The 13,454-nt window shown below is 71.3% G+C and carries 14 protein-coding genes, 1 tRNA gene and 2 pseudogenes; 13 read left to right on the forward strand and 4 right to left on the reverse strand.

The annotated features are described in order from the left end of the window. Window positions 1–873, reverse strand: an 873-nt coding sequence (locus EST92_RS18335; protein ID WP_135789052.1) for a serine/threonine-protein kinase, incomplete at its 3' end; no start/stop codon positions are given. A 233-nt stretch (window positions 874–1,106) separates the two neighbouring features. On the opposite strand from EST92_RS18335, the gene EST92_RS18340 reads away from it, so the two are divergent. After that, the gene (locus tag EST92_RS18340; protein WP_254068898.1) at window positions 1,107–1,898 is read left to right on the forward strand and encodes a DUF4239 domain-containing protein; all 792 of its coding nucleotides are present in this window, start codon (window positions 1,107–1,109) and stop codon (window positions 1,896–1,898) included. Between the two features lie 87 nt (window positions 1,899–1,985). On the opposite strand, the gene EST92_RS18345 is transcribed toward EST92_RS18340, so the two are convergent. After that, a complete protein-coding gene (locus tag EST92_RS18345; RefSeq protein WP_129281978.1) occupies window positions 1,986–2,489 on the reverse strand; it encodes a hypothetical protein in 504 nt (167 codons plus the stop codon). Window positions 2,490–2,572: 83 nt separating this feature from the next. Here EST92_RS18345 and EST92_RS18350 point away from each other — a divergent pair, with 83 nt between their 5' ends. The 4 genes from EST92_RS18350 to EST92_RS18365 all read left to right on the forward strand — a co-directional run bounded on the left by EST92_RS18350 (window position 2,573) and on the right by EST92_RS18365 (window position 5,501). Then, complete coding sequence (locus EST92_RS18350) at window positions 2,573–3,214, forward strand: HAD family hydrolase (protein WP_129281979.1); 642 nt, start codon at window positions 2,573–2,575, stop codon at window positions 3,212–3,214. A 106-nt stretch (window positions 3,215–3,320) separates the two neighbouring features. Next, the gene (locus EST92_RS18355; RefSeq protein ID WP_129281980.1) at window positions 3,321–4,511 is read left to right on the forward strand and encodes a helix-turn-helix transcriptional regulator; all 1,191 of its coding nucleotides are present in this window, start codon (window positions 3,321–3,323) and stop codon (window positions 4,509–4,511) included. Window positions 4,512–4,782: 271 nt separating this feature from the next. Further along, entirely contained in the window at window positions 4,783–5,121 is a 339-nt protein-coding gene (locus tag EST92_RS18360) for a DUF6415 family natural product biosynthesis protein (protein ID WP_129281981.1), read from the forward strand. Window positions 5,122–5,129: 8 nt separating this feature from the next. Beyond that, window positions 5,130–5,501 carry a recombinase family protein gene (locus EST92_RS18365; RefSeq protein WP_254068899.1) on the forward strand — a complete coding sequence of 124 codons (372 nt, stop codon included), beginning with the start codon at window positions 5,130–5,132 and terminating at the stop codon, window positions 5,499–5,501. Between the two features lie 590 nt (window positions 5,502–6,091). On the opposite strand, the gene EST92_RS18370 is transcribed toward EST92_RS18365, so the two are convergent. Further along, window positions 6,092–6,166, reverse strand: a tRNA-Val gene (locus tag EST92_RS18370). Window positions 6,167–6,306: 140 nt separating this feature from the next. Between EST92_RS18370 and EST92_RS18375 the strand changes: the two genes are divergently transcribed. From EST92_RS18375 to EST92_RS18410, 8 genes and pseudogenes are all read left to right on the forward strand, one after another. Continuing rightward, window positions 6,307–7,695: a hypothetical protein gene (locus tag EST92_RS18375; RefSeq protein ID WP_129281983.1), complete on the forward strand. Its 1,389-nt coding sequence runs from the start codon at window positions 6,307–6,309 to the stop codon at window positions 7,693–7,695. A 228-nt stretch (window positions 7,696–7,923) separates the two neighbouring features. Beyond that, complete coding sequence (locus EST92_RS18380) at window positions 7,924–8,694, forward strand: DUF4383 domain-containing protein (protein WP_129281984.1); 771 nt, start codon at window positions 7,924–7,926, stop codon at window positions 8,692–8,694. A gap of 22 nt (window positions 8,695–8,716) precedes the next feature. Next, the gene (locus tag EST92_RS18385; RefSeq protein ID WP_129281985.1) at window positions 8,717–9,421 is read left to right on the forward strand and encodes an FCD domain-containing protein; all 705 of its coding nucleotides are present in this window, start codon (window positions 8,717–8,719) and stop codon (window positions 9,419–9,421) included. 184 nt (window positions 9,422–9,605) lie between these two features. Continuing rightward, window positions 9,606–10,750 (forward strand): annotated as a pseudogene (gene dgoD / locus EST92_RS18390) (galactonate dehydratase). Window positions 10,751–10,961: 211 nt separating this feature from the next. Beyond that, a complete protein-coding gene (locus EST92_RS18395; protein WP_129281986.1) occupies window positions 10,962–11,582 on the forward strand; it encodes a bifunctional 4-hydroxy-2-oxoglutarate aldolase/2-dehydro-3-deoxy-phosphogluconate aldolase in 621 nt (206 codons plus the stop codon). Continuing rightward, window positions 11,579–11,791: pseudogene (locus tag EST92_RS32260) on the forward strand (sugar kinase); the annotation flags it as partial. The gene EST92_RS18395 and the pseudogene EST92_RS32260, both read left to right, overlap by 4 nt. A gap of 62 nt (window positions 11,792–11,853) precedes the next feature. Further along, window positions 11,854–12,075, forward strand: a complete 222-nt coding sequence (locus tag EST92_RS18405) for a zinc ribbon domain-containing protein (RefSeq protein WP_129281987.1) — start codon at window positions 11,854–11,856, stop codon at window positions 12,073–12,075. Between the two features lie 131 nt (window positions 12,076–12,206). After that, complete coding sequence (locus tag EST92_RS18410) at window positions 12,207–12,692, forward strand: SLATT domain-containing protein (RefSeq protein WP_275540887.1); 486 nt, start codon at window positions 12,207–12,209, stop codon at window positions 12,690–12,692. Between the two features lie 66 nt (window positions 12,693–12,758). Here EST92_RS18410 and EST92_RS18415 read toward each other — a convergent pair whose 3' ends face one another. Beyond that, entirely contained in the window at window positions 12,759–13,418 is a 660-nt protein-coding gene (locus EST92_RS18415; protein ID WP_129281989.1) for a class I SAM-dependent methyltransferase, read from the reverse strand. Window positions 13,419–13,454: the final 36 nt, after the last annotated feature.

The raw sequence follows: 13,454 nt of genomic DNA on the forward strand, positions 1-13,454 counted from the left end.
GCCTTCCACCGGCCCCCGGCCTCCCCTCCACCCCGGAGCATCCACCGGCACCGACACCGGCACCGACCCCAGCGCCATGCCCGCAAGGTCCGCGGCCCGGGGGCGGTCCGCCGGCTCCTTGGACAGACATGCCGCGATCAACGGCCGTACGCCCGGCGGCAGTCCGCTCAGCACCGGCGGCTCGTGCACCACGCGGAAGAGCAGCGCATGCGTCGAGCCGTCCCCGAACGGCCCCCGCCCCGTGGCGGCGAACGTCAGCACCGAACCGAGCGAGAAGATGTCCGACGGCTCCCCCACCTCCCGCCCCACGGCCTGCTCGGGGGACATGAAGGCGGGGGTGCCCAGCACCGTCCCGGTCACCGTCAGCGCCGTACCGCTGTCGTCCTCCAGAGCCTTGGAGATCCCGAAGTCGATGACCCGCGGCCCGTCGTCCAGGAGCAGCACATTCGACGGCTTCAGATCGCGGTGCACCAGCCCCATGCCGTGGAACGCCTGCAGCGCTTCGGCCAGTCCCGCGGCCAGCTGCCGCAACGCCGCCTCGTCCAGCGGCCCGTGCGCCGCCACCTGCTCCGCCAGCGAGGGCCCCGGAACGTACTGACTGGCCACCCACGGCGTCGCCGCGTCCGGGTCGGCGTCCACCACGGGAGCCGTCCAGAAGCCGCCCGCCTTCATCGCCAGCTCGACCTCCCGCCGGAACCGCCTGCGGAAGCCCGGGTCCTTGGCGATCTCGGCCCGTACGAGCTTCACGGCGACCCGCCGCCCCGAGCCGGACTCGCCCAGATACACCTGCCCCATACCGCCGGCCCCGAGCCGGGCCCGCAATCGGTACGGACCGACCGCCACCGGGTCTTCGGCACTCAGTGGCTCTGGCATCGCTCGCTCCCCTAAACGTGGTATGCGCGGCGCACTCTACCCAAGGCGTCCGCGCCCTCCCGACGGGGAGAACGGCCCCGGCTCCCCGGGAGCACCACCCCGGCCGGACAAACACCCCGACCCGGACGGAATGGCCCATCTCCACCACACCAAGGGCGTGTCCGCAGGCCGGTGCATTCGTTGGCCACCGCGTCGATGGTGGCGGGTGTGGGGTACGTCAGGAGCGTGGAGCAGTGGCCCGTTGGATCGTGATGCACTTCCCGCCCGGATGGCTGCTGGCGGGGCTCGTCGTCGTCATTGCCGGCGGGACAGCGGTCGTCCAGATGCTGGTCCGGCACCGTTTCCCTCGCCTCAGGCAGGGCAAGCACAACGCGGTCGCGCAGTACCTCTTCCCCGTTGTCGGCCTTGTCTACGGGTTCCTCATCGGGTTCATGGTCCTCGTACTCTGGGGCCAGGTGAACTCGGCAGACCAGACGACGCGGACCGAGGGCGCCGCGGCAGTACAGCTGGCCAGGGGCCGCAATGCGTTCAGCAAGGCCGAGAACGCACGGATCCGGCAGAGCCTATTGGAGTACGGCCGCGCGGCAGCCGCCGAGTGGCCCCGCACCGCGGTCGGCCGCACCACACCCGAGGCCGAGAACGCGCTGAACCGCCTGCACCGCACGTACGAGAACATCAAGCCGCGCAACGATTCCCAACGGGCTTCCCTCACCAGCTCACTCGCGTCCCTGAGGGAATTGACGGACGCGCGAACGGTCCGGCTGCTCCAGGCACGCACCAACACCGGCCCACCCGTGTCCTTGTGGATGGTGATCTTCCTGAACAGTGGCCTGGTCCTCGGGTTCTCCATCATCTTCGGCTCCGAGCAGACCCGGATGCACTACGGGATGGTCGGGGCGGTGAGCGCCCTCGTCGCCGCCAACCTCTTCCTCGTCACCGAACTCGCCTATCCGTACCTCGGCGAACTCTCCTCGTCACCGGAGCCACTGAATGCGGTGGTCCAGGTCCTGTCGTCACCTCGGTAGCCCGGAGAGCCCCAGGTCGGCGCCGCCCAGGTGCGAGCTCACGTGCTGAGACTGCGCAGTGGGCGGGGGGGGAAGCGACCTGTAGCACTATCCGAGGGTCGAGAGGGCGGGAGATGTCCAGAAGGTCACAGTCGGCCCATAGGAGCCGTCCTCCTCGTCGCTCACCTCGACGGTGACCTCCCGGTCGGGGTAGCGCGCGGACAGGATCCCCTGCCAACACTCCCCCAGGGCCAGCGTGAGTTGGGGCAGTTCCTCCCCGAGCTGATCGTCATCCGTCAGGGGGGTATTGCCGAACATGTCCCACAACTCGACATGGTTGGCCACGGCTTCGATACGTCGCCGATCGTCGCCCAGGTTCGTGAACCAGTCGTCGACAGTGCCCTGGCTGAAGCGCTCCTTGAGGAACACGCAACCGCGGTACTCGACCGTCTCGGGGCAGAACAGCCAGGCAGCGGCCAGTACGAAACGCAGGCCGCCCTCGAAGTCGAGGTAGCTGTCCGGTGAGAGGTCCTCGTCCTTCCAGTCGGTGCGCCATCGCCTGAAGAACACCGGAAGCTCACGCTCGGACCACGCCGGTTTGCTGCTGCTCACGGGTCTCCCAGGGGCTCCGCACTCTCCCAGCGGAGGAGAAGCTGAATCGGGTTCAGGAAATCGTCCAAGCGTAGGCTTCTCGCATGATCCGTGCAGTGGCATTCGATGTTGGCGAGACCCTCATCAGCGATGACCGCGGATGGGGCTCGTGGGCCGACTGGCTCGGCGTCAACCGGCACACGCTGTCGGCCCTGGTCGGGGCGGTCGTTGCGCAGGGCCGGGACAACACGGACGCGCTGCGGCTCGTTCGGCCGGGCATCGATGTGACGGCGGAACGGGCTGCGATGGAGCGGGCCGGCCGGGGCGAACTCCTGAACGAGTCCGATCTGTACCCGGACGTTCGGCCGTCGCTCGCCGCGCTCCGGGCGTGCGGCATCCGTGTGGTGGTGGCGGGCAACCAAACAGCGCGCGCCGGCGAGTTGCTGCGCGCTCTCGATCTGCCGGTGGATGCGCTGGCCACGTCAGGGGAGTGGGGGGTGGCGAAGCCTGCGCCCGAGTTCTTCACACGCACTGTCGAGCTGGCCGGCGTCCCGGCTGAGGAGGTGCTGTACGTCGGCGACCACCCGCAGAACGACGTCATTCCGGCGCGCGCCGCCGGCCTTCGGGCGGCCCACTTGTGTCGCGGGCCGCTCGGGCATCTGTGGGCGGACAGCGAGGACGCACAGGCTGCGGAATGGCAGGTGGGGAGCCTCGCCGAGCTGGTCGATGTGGTGCGGCCCGAGTGAGCGAACTGCACGGCCTCACCCACGCGATGGGGGCGGAGCCGTTTCTGTTCTCGGACCGTGACGGCACAGGTACCGTTCGGAGTGGCTGCACCGAACGGAGACCGGTATGCCCAGCACTGTGTATCGCGGGGTAGGCCCCCGTATCGCCTACGAACGGCGCATCTCCGGCCTCACCCAAGCCGACCTGGCGCGCTCCGCCGGTACCGCCCTGGGCACCATCAGGAAGATCGAGCGTGGTGAGCGCGGCGTGTCCGATGCTGTTCTGGACGCCATCGCCGACGCGCTCGACATCGACCCGGCTCGGCTGCTGCCCGACAAGGAGCGCCCGGACGATCGCGTGCACCAGTGCATGCCGGGACTCTCCTCGGTCCTCGCTACCTACGACGTCCCGGAAGGCGGACCGTTCCGGCCGCTGCCGGCCCTCGCCGAAGCAGTCGCACCTGTCGTCGCGTGGCGGCTCGGGGCGCAGTACGTACGGGTGGCTCGTATTGCGCCGGACCTGCTGGCCGAGCTGTGCCGGGCACTGCACGGAGCAGCACCGGGCGACCGCCCCGCCGTCGCCCGATTGCTGGTGGACGTCTGCCGGGCCGCGGACGCCGTCGCCTACAAGTACGGCGCCCAAGACCTGTCCGCGCGCCTCATCGACCTGATGCGGTGGACCGCGCGACAGACGGACGACCCGGTCGTGGACGCAACAACGGCGTACGTCCGAACCGAGACGTTCTTCGCCGCCAGGGCATATTCCGCTGGGTTACGCGCGCTCGAACTCGCTGCGGACCAGGCACACACGTCCTCAGCGGCCGAGGCGGTAGCAGCCCGTGGCGCCCTGCACATGCGTGCTGCTGTGATCGCTGGCAGGGCTGGCGACGGTGACGCGGCCGTGACGCACCTCGACGCCGCGCGCGTTCTCGGCGACCAGGTGCCCGAGGGCGTGTACAACGGCACGGCCTTCGGCCCGGGCAGCGTCCGCATCCACGAGGTGTCTGTAGCGGTCAGCCTTGGGGAAGACCACCTGGGTAGGGCGCTGAAACTGGCACGTGAGTGGGCGCCGCCGCGGGGCTTACCGGCCGAGCGGCGGTCCGGCTTCTACATCGAGCTGGGGAGGGCACAGCTCTGGTCCGGCCGCCCGGATGCCGCGTTCGAGTCGCTGAAGGTCGCCCGCCGGATCGCGCCACAGCACGCGCGGGAGCACCGGTGGGTGAGGGAGGACGCAGCCACGCTGCGCCGTCTGAAGCGCGCGGACGCCGAATCGCTCAGCAACTTCGCCGAGTGGTGCCACGCGGGGGCGGGCGCCTGAACGGTACCCCTCGCAGGGGTACTTAAGGGGTACCCCGCGGTCGACCATCTTCGTGAGCCCACTGGCACAAGGAGATGACCGTGACCGCAACGACGGCGCCACCCGCAGATCCAGACGTGAGTATCGTCCGGCTGAACGCCGAGGTGTGTTACTGGTGCGGAGGCGCGCACAAGCCCCTCGCCCCTGCCCGGTCGGTGACCACTCAGGTTGAGGGCGGCGTGCATGTGTGGGGCATCGTGGCCTGTCCACAGCACAGGAACCAGAGGCCGCGATGACAGCGACCGCTGGCGCACCGAGCCGTGACGAGATCCAGGAGACCGTGGATCGCGCACTGGTGTCCGGTCCGCCGCTGCCGTACAGCGAGCTGGTGGAGCTGGAGCAGGCCTTACTTCTCCTCATCGCCGGCCTGTGGGCGACCGTGGACGAGTCCGAGCGCCGGCACCCCGCCACACCGGGATACGCCCGCCGTCGCGCGCGCCTGGACGGGATCCGGCATCAGACGTCCGTGGGCCTCGGCGACGGGCTGATTTCCGCGCAGGTGCAGGTCCGCGCACTCGCTACTGACTGCCAGTGGCTGCTGTCCCAGTGTGCCGCGGGGGCACGCCGGTGAGCGGCGGCATGGCCCCCGTAGCGTTCGTCTACGACCGGTGCGCGAGCCGCTCGTACCGCCAGCTGGAGATGCGCATGATCGGCTGCGACGGATATGCGGACCGCATGGGCTGGGTACTGGCCGGCCGCTGGATCGACCTCGGCGAGGACGCGCTGACCACGCATCGCCCGCAGCTGGAGGCGCTGCTCATCGGGATGCGGGAGGAGGCAGCCCGGCGGGAGGTCCTGTGCCTGGTGCACAACTGGGGCCGCCTCGCAGCCGACGAAAGCTATCGACTTGCTCAGCAGGCACGCATCGCGCAGTTGGGCGGCTGGACGCAGACCACGTTCGGCGAGTCGGACCGCCGCGGCCGCACCCTGCTGGTGGGGAGGCAACCGTGACCGGAGTGATTCTGAAGTATGCCTGGCCGCACTGGCATTCGTGCCGGCCGTGGAAATGATGAGAGGTGACCAATGACCCGCTTCCCCCGGTGCGACTGTGGCAGCACGCTCAATCTGCGCGACGTACCTATCGACTCTGCGTCGGGCCCGCCGCGGCTGGTAACGCTCTGCGGGACGCACGCGCCGGATGACACCGGTCCGGTGGCGGACAGTGTCGCCTGGGTCCTCGCCCGCCGTCCCGGTGTCCACATCCATGGAGAGCCTGGACGCCTCCGCCCTTGAGGCTCCCGTGATGCTGACGCCCCCCGTGAGACGCCGCGGGATGGGGCCGGCCGGCCGCACCGCACACCGCGGCGGCAGCCGGCACACCGACCCCAGGCATGCCGACCGTAAACACCAACCACCCAGGGAAACGTCTTCGAGACACCAGGAGGAACCCGTGCTCCCGGGAGAGATGTGGGAGTCGGCGCCCCGAGCGCAGACCGTACAGAGAACGTGAGAGATCGTGCGCAGAACGGGAGCGCACGGCGAAAGCCCAGGCGGGGTCTCCCCCTGACCTGGGCTTTCATGGGTCTTCACGCTGGTGGAAATGGTGGGCACAACAGGATTCGAACCTGTGACATCTGCTTTGTAAGAGCAGCGCTCTACCGCTGAGCTATGCGCCCTGGCCGAGCCGACAGACTACCTTGCCTTCGGGGCTGGGCTGCACACCGGTGTGCGGAGGGTGAACTTACCGGTCGGGGTGTTCGTTCCGGTGAGTGGGACAATGACATTCGGCCTGGGGCGATGCGAGCGGGAGAGGGAAGTGACGGCGACAGAAGCGCAGCCGCATGAGCAGCGAGGACGCCGTCGCGCCCGTGGGGGGCCGGTCCGGGATGTGGTGGCGCTCGCGCTCTTGCCGTTGCCGTTGCTGGCCGCGGTGGCGCCGATGGCGTTCGCGGGCGGGGGGACCCGCCGCTGGTTCGGGCGCGGGGAGGGCCAGCGGGCCGATGCGCAGGCCGCGAAGGATGCCGCCGCGGAGGCGTTCTACGAGCTGGACACCGCGCAGCGGGATCTGCGGATTTCGATAGAGACGATCACCGCCGTGGACAGTTCGCCGGGCGCGCGGAAGGCCGCGGAGGATTACGCGGGCTTCGGCCGGCGGATCGACGAGGTGAGCCAGGGCTACATCACCGCGGTCGACTCACACGATCTGGACCGCGACGATCTGGACGGCGCCGCCATCGCGCGGGCGCGGGCCGATCTGACGCGGGCCAAGGAGGAGCTGAACCGCGTCAAGGGTGAGCTCGACCGGTTCGCGCAGGGGCTCGGGCCGCTGCTGCAGTCCGCCGAGACGCAGCTGGCGCGGCTGGCCCCGGCCGTGGAGCGGGCCCGGCAGGCGCTGCTCGCGGCGAGCAACGGGCTGGATGCGGTGCGTGCCCAGGGACTGCGGGCGGACGATCTTGCGGGCCGGCTGGCGGCGCTCGGGCCGGAGCTGACCAAGCTCAATCAGGGCGCCGGGCAGCACGGCGTCCAGGAGACGATCCGGCGGGCCGACGAGGTGCTGCGCAAGGCGGAGGCCGTACGGACCGAGGCCGAGCGGCTGCCGGGCAGGGCCGCGGAGATCGACAAGCGGCTGGTGTCGTTGCGGACCCGGGCGCAGGCGATCACCACGCGTGCGGGCAAGGTCGACCCGGTCCTCAGCGAGCTGCGGCGGCGGTACAGCGCGGCGTGCTGGCAGGACCTGCAGCAGGTGCCGGAGCAGGCCGCGCAGTCCGTCCGGCAGGCCGAGACGAAGCTGCGCGAGGCGCAGCAGGCGCGTGAGGAGCAGCGCTGGGCGGATGCCACGAGTCTGCTGGCGACCGTACGGGCGCTGCTGGACACCGTCGACGAGGCGGTGTCGGCGGCCGGTGACCGGCTGCAGCGGCTCGATGCGGTGTCGTTCGACCGGCAGAAGGAGATCGACCGGACGCGCTTCGCGGTCCGCGACGCCCAGCGGCTGGCGATGACCGGACGCAGCACCCCCGACCCGCGGCACGCAGGCCCCCTGGACGACGCGGTGGCGCGGCTGGAGCGCGCGATCGCGGGCCTGGAGGGGCGGCATCCCGACTGGTGGCACTTCCTGACCGAGACCGACGCCGTCCGGCAGACGGCGGCCCGGGTGGTGCAGGAGATCAGGGGCGCCAGGGGCGGGGCGGGCGCCGGCGGCGGCTGAGGTGGCTCGGGCCCGCGGCGTCGCGGGGCGGGGCCGGGGCGCGACCCGCCCCTGGGCCCGGCCCGGCTCGCACCGGCCCGGGCTCCGGTGGCGCTGAGGGCGGCCTCCGACGGCTTTCCTCCGGAAAGTGCCCAATCCGCGCCGTCCCGGCGATGGCGTGATCTGCGGCGTGGGCGGATCCTGGAGAGGCACGGCTCAGACGGCACCTCTGCGCGAAGGAGGCCGGACATGGCTACTGGGGTTACCGGCCGGCCCCTCCACGGGCCCGCGAATCCGCTCCACCGGGTGAAGGCACGGCACACCCGCCTCGATGAGCATCTGCCCGTCGACCATCGGCTCAGCCAGGTCTACCGTGTCGGCGCGGGGCTGATGGGCCTGGTGCTGATCGCCTTCGGCATCCTCGGACTCACTCACCACATCGGCTACTTCGACACCGGCGGTGCCACCGTGGCCGGGCTGAACACCGACGGCGCCCTGAGCGTGCTCTCCATCGTCGTCGGCGCGATCCTCTTCCTCGGCATGGTGATCGGCGGGAACTTCGCCTCGACCCTCAACATCGTGTTCGGCGGGCTGTTCCTGCTGAGCGGGTTCGTGAACCTGGCGCTGCTGGAGACCGATGCGAACTTCCTCGCCTTCCGGCTCCAGAACGTCCTCTTCAGCTTCGTGGTGGGGCTGATGCTGCTGATCTTCGGGATGTACGGACGGGTGAGCGGCGGCCTCGCGCACGACAATCCGTATTGGCGGGCCCGGCACCCGGAGGAAGCGGAACGGTTCGACCGCGGACAGCTGGTACCCGTCTCCGGTATGACGGCCGCGCGGCAGGCGGCGCGGGTCAGGATGCAGGGCGCCTCCCATGCGGGGCGTGGTTCGTTCGGCGCCGGCACGAGCGGGAGCAGACGGCGCCGCGTGACGTCCTCCGGCTCGGGCGCGCTCGGCAGCGGCCAGGACACCGGCGCGGGCTCCGGCAGGGGATCCGGCACCGGCCGCAAGAAGTCCTGAGCCGGGGCGGGGCGGCAGCACGATGAGCCGTCACGGGCACGCCACGTCGGTCACCGGGCACGGGGTGCACAACGTGGCGGTCGAAGCGCTCGCCACGCGGATCCTCAAGGGCACCTACGGGGAGGGCGACAGCCTGGTCATGCCGGAGGTGATGGCGGAGCTGGAGGTGAGCCAGACCGTCCTGCGCGAGGCGGTCAAGGTGCTGACCACCAAAGGGATCCTCGGCACCGATACGAAGCGCGGCACGTTCGTGCGGCCCAGGGAGGACTGGAATCTTCTCGACGCGGACGTGCTGCGCTGGAAGCTCGCGGCCGGGGTCTCCTCCGATTTCTTCGCCGATGTGCTCGAACTGCGCCGTTCCATCGAGCCCGCGGCGGCCGCACTCGCCGCGGAGCGCCGTACCGATGACGATCTGGCGGCCCTGGACGCCGCGCTGAGCGCGATGGCCGCGAGCGCGGGCGACCCGGTGATGCTCGTGCGCGCCGACGCGTCCTTCCACACGGCCATGCTGATCGCGTCCAACAACCGCTTCTATGCGCAGATGCACCGGGTGATCGTGCCGGTCCTCGTCCAGCGCGACCGGGAGGTGCTCGCCGCGGCCGGGGCGCTCGCGCCGCCGCACGCGGTCCATGCCGCGGTCGTCGAGGCCGTACGGAACAGGGACATCGACGGCGCCTACATGGCGATGCTCGAACTGCTCGATCTGTCCGCACGGGAGCATCCGTAGCGCGCCGGGGAATCGCCGGGCGGCGGCCGTTACGGCGAGGACCCCGGTGGGCAGGACACCGCGAGGCACCGCGCACGAGCGGCCGACGCCGCACGAACCCGACGCCGTCCGCGGCACGGGCCCCGCGCGGAAGGCCGCACACCGCACGCCAGGCGCCGCACGCCGAAAGGACGGGCCGGTCCGCATGAAGATCAGCCGCATCGAGACCTTCCTCGCCCCGCCGCGCTGGATGTTCGTACGGGTGGAGACCGATGAGGGCGTCGTCGGCTGGGGCGAGCCGGTGGTCGAGGGGCGGGCCGAGCCGGTCCGGGCGGCCGTGGAGGTGCTGTCCGAACACCTCCTGGGCCAGGATCCGGCACGTATCGAGGACCACTGGCAGGTCATGACCAAGGGCGGCTTCTACCGGGGCGGGCCGGTCCTCTCGTCCGCCGTCGCCGGCCTGGACCAGGCGCTGTGGGACATCAAGGGGAAGCGGCACGGGGTCCCCGTCCATCAGCTGCTGGGCGGCCCGGTCCGCGAGAAGATCCGCGCCTACGCCTGGGTCGGCGGCGACGAGCCGCATGCCCTGCGCGACGCGGTCACCGCACAGATCGAGGCCGGTTTCACCGCCGTCAAGATGAACGGCTGCGGCCGGATGACGCCGGTGGCGACCCGCGCCGAAATACGGGCATGCCTGCTGCGCGCCGAGACCGCGCGTGAAGTCCTCGGCGACGAACGGGACTTCGGCCTCGATTTCCACGGGCGGGTCTCGCCCGCCAACGCCCGCCGGCTGCTCCCGCTGCTGGCCGACTACGCGCCGATGTTCGTGGAGGAGCCCGTGCTCTGCGACCATCTGCATGCCCTCCCCGACCTCGTCAATGCCTCCGGCATCCCGCTGGCACTCGGTGAACGCCTCTTCACCCGACGGGAGTTCCTGGCTCCGCTTCAGGCCGGCGTCGCGATCGTCCAGCCCGATGTCTCGCATGCGGGCGGCATCTCCGAGCTGCGCCGGATCGCCGCGCTCGCGAGGTCTACGGGGCGCAGCTCGCCCCGCACTGCCCGCTGGGTCCGGTCGCCCTGGCCGCCAGCCTCCAAGTCGCCTTCACCACCCCGAACTTCCTCATCCAGGAGCAGTCCCTCGGGATCCACTACCACCAAGGCGCCGAGCTGCTGGACTACGTCACGGATCCGGAGCCGTTCCGCTTCCACGGCGGGTCGCTGCTGCGGACCGACCGCCCCGGCCTCGGGGTGGACGTGGACGAGGCCGCCGTACGGGCGGCGGATGCGCGGGGGCACGCGTGGCGGAATCCGGTGTGGCGTCACGAGGACGGCGCGTTCGCCGAATGGTGACGGGCGGACGGGGTGGCGACGGCGAGTCGAAGGGTGACGGCCGGCCGGACAACGACGGCTGGCCGGATGGCGACGGGCGGTGGTGACCGGCGGTGGTGACTTTGCCCCGCCGCCCGGCCCGAGCGGAAATAATTGAAGGTGTCACCCGCGCGCCTGCGCGACCCGGTCGCGCGGCACACGCGGCGGGGTGCGGGAGAAAGCAGGAAACGCTATGGACCTCAGCACGGCGCTCCGGACCGAGCGGCTGGTGGCCATCATCCGGGGCAAGGATGCGGAAGCGTCCTTCCGCACGGTCATGGCGCTTGCGGAGGCAGGCCTTTTGCTGGTCGAGATCTCGCTCAGCGGGCAGGACGCCCTCACCGTCATCCGGCGGGCGCGCGCCGAGCTCGGCGACGCGGCCTGGCTCGGCGCCGGCACCGTGCAGACGGCAGCCGACGCCCGGCGGGCCGCCGAAGCCGGGGCGAACCTCATCGTCACGCCCGGTCTCGGGGCCGGTCTGGAGGAGTCCGTACGCCAGGGGCTGCCGACGCTCGCCGGGGTGCTGACGCCGTCCGAGGTGATCGCGGCCGAGGCGCTGGGCGTCTCCGCCCTGAAGCTGTTCCCGGCGTCGGTGGGCGGGCCGTCGTATCTGGCGGCGCTCCGCGGGCCCTTCCCCGAGCCGGCATTCGTGCCGGTCGGCGGGGTGGATCTGACCACCGCGCAGGAGTATTTCGACGCGGGGGCGGTGGCGGTGGGCGTCGGTTCGCCGCTGATCGGGGACGCGGCGGACGGGGGCGATCTGGGCGAGCTGCGCAAGCGCGCGGCGGAGTTCCAGGCGGCGTGCGCACGATGACGGGGCAGCCGACGCCCGGGGCCGGCGCCGTCCGGCCGCGGCTTCCCGGGCAACCGGGCCGCCCGGAGGTCTTCACCTTCGGCGAGACCATGGTCGCCCTGCGCGGCGGCGGCCCGCTGAAGCTCGGCGGCACGCTCCAGGTCTCCATCGCCGGCGCGGAGAGCAATGTCGCCATCGGCCTGGCGCGGCTCGGGCACGACGTCCGCTGGGCCTGCTGGACGCGCCGCCCGGCACCGTCGTGCGCTGAGCGCGCCCCGGCTAATCTGTGCTCATGCCTCGTTACGAATACCGGTGCCGCCCCTGTGACACCACCTTCGAGCTGAACCGGCCGATGGCCGAGTCCTCCGCCCCGGCGGTCTGCCCCCGCGGCCACGAGGACACCGTGAAGCTCCTCTCCACGGTCGCCGTCGGCGGTTCCGCCGCCGCCCCGGCACCCGCCCCCGCGCCGCGCGGTGCGGGCGGCGGCTGCTGTGGGGGCGGCGGCTGCGGCTAGGGCCGGTCGAGACGCCGACGTGCCCCCCGCGACGAGACGGCGACCTACGGTGCGCTCTTGACGGTCACTTCACCGTCGGGCGAGATGGTGGGTGCGCACTGGGCGCGGCTGTCGAGTGTCGGGGGGCAGTGGTGACAGAGGGCGGCGCTTCGGACCATGTCGAGATTCTGGAGCGTTGGACCCGGGGCTTACAGCTGCTCCATGTGGCGCACAACATCGCCTCGGAGCGCTTCAATTACTGGAACCGCGTCACCGGGATCACCACGGCCATGCTGTCCGCGGTCGTCGGTACCACGCTCTTCGCCTCCCTCTCGGCCTCCGGCCTCACCGCGGTGCGCGTGGTGGCCGGCGCCGCCAGTCTGCTGACGGCCGCGCTCAGTACCGGGCAACTGGTCTGGAACTATCCCGAACTCGCCGCGCGCCACCGAGCAGCCGCGGTGCGCTACGCGACCCTCCGCCGGCACGTGGAACTGCGGTTGGCGAACCGGGGCCGGGTGGGCGCGACAGACGTCGACGCCACGTCGTCCGAGTGGGAAGAGATCGAGCAGTCGGCCCCGCAGTTGCCGATCGGGGTCCGCCGCCGCGCCAGGAAGGCGATCGCGGCGTACGTCTCATGAGCGCACAGGTGAGCTGCTCAGTGCCCCGGCCTGCGGCGGCCGGGGCAGGGCCGGGCCCGGGACCGCTCAGCGCTTGCGCGCCAGCGTCAGCCCGTCCGCCACGGTGAGCAGCACCGCTTCCATCCGCTGGTCCGCCGCGACGTGGTCGTTGAACGCCCGGATGGCCAGGGCCGAACCGGTGGCCGCCGGGTCGACGACCTCGCCGTGGTAGAGGACGTTGTCCGCGACGATCAGACCGCCCGGCCGCATGCGGGGCACCAGTTCCTCCCAGTAGGAGACGTAGCCGCTCTTGTCCGCGTCGAGGTAGGCGAGATCGATCCGCGGCTCGTCCGGCAGCGCCCGCAGGGTCTCCAGCGCGGGCGCGATCCGCAGCTGGATGCGGTCCGCGACCCCGGCCCGCTCCCAGGCCTCCCGGGCGTAGGCCGTCCACTCCTCCGACACGTCGCAGGCGAGCAGGGTGCCGTCCGCGGGCAGTGCCTGGGCCATGGACAGGGCCGAAAAGCCGGTGAAGGTGCCCACTTCGACGATCCGCCGGGCTCCGATCAGCCGGACCAGGAACGCCAGCAGCGGACCCTGCTCCTGGGCCGACTGCATCACCGCCGCCTCGGGGAACACGCGGTGGGTGAGCTCGACGATGTCCCGCTGTGCGTCGTTCAGCGGCGGATTGTGGGCGAGGACGTAGTCGTACATCTCCGCGGTGATCTGCGTGCTCTTGGACTCAGCCACTGACTCTCCTCTTGATCAAGGATCGCGGTCCCGATG

The organism is Streptomyces sp. TM32, from assembly GCF_004122755.1.
GTDB classification, from domain to species: domain Bacteria; phylum Actinomycetota; class Actinomycetes; order Streptomycetales; family Streptomycetaceae; genus Streptomyces; species Streptomyces sioyaensis.

Excerpts from the sequence above, each read along its gene's own strand:
- EST92_RS18350 (WP_129281979.1), top strand. The coding sequence starts at position 2,573 with ATGATCCGTGCAGTGGCATTCGATGTTGGCGAGACCCTCATCAGCGAT.
- EST92_RS18355 (WP_129281980.1), top strand. The coding sequence starts at position 3,321 with ATGCCCAGCACTGTGTATCGCGGGGTAGGCCCCCGTATCGCCTACGAA.
- EST92_RS18360 (WP_129281981.1), top strand. The coding sequence starts at position 4,783 with ATGACAGCGACCGCTGGCGCACCGAGCCGTGACGAGATCCAGGAGACC.
- EST92_RS18365 (WP_254068899.1), top strand. The coding sequence starts at position 5,130 with ATGGCCCCCGTAGCGTTCGTCTACGACCGGTGCGCGAGCCGCTCGTAC.
- EST92_RS18380 (WP_129281984.1), top strand. The coding sequence starts at position 7,924 with ATGGCTACTGGGGTTACCGGCCGGCCCCTCCACGGGCCCGCGAATCCG.
- EST92_RS18385 (WP_129281985.1), top strand. The coding sequence starts at position 8,717 with ATGAGCCGTCACGGGCACGCCACGTCGGTCACCGGGCACGGGGTGCAC.
- EST92_RS18395 (WP_129281986.1), top strand. The coding sequence starts at position 10,962 with ATGGACCTCAGCACGGCGCTCCGGACCGAGCGGCTGGTGGCCATCATC.
- EST92_RS18405 (WP_129281987.1), top strand. The coding sequence starts at position 11,854 with ATGCCTCGTTACGAATACCGGTGCCGCCCCTGTGACACCACCTTCGAG.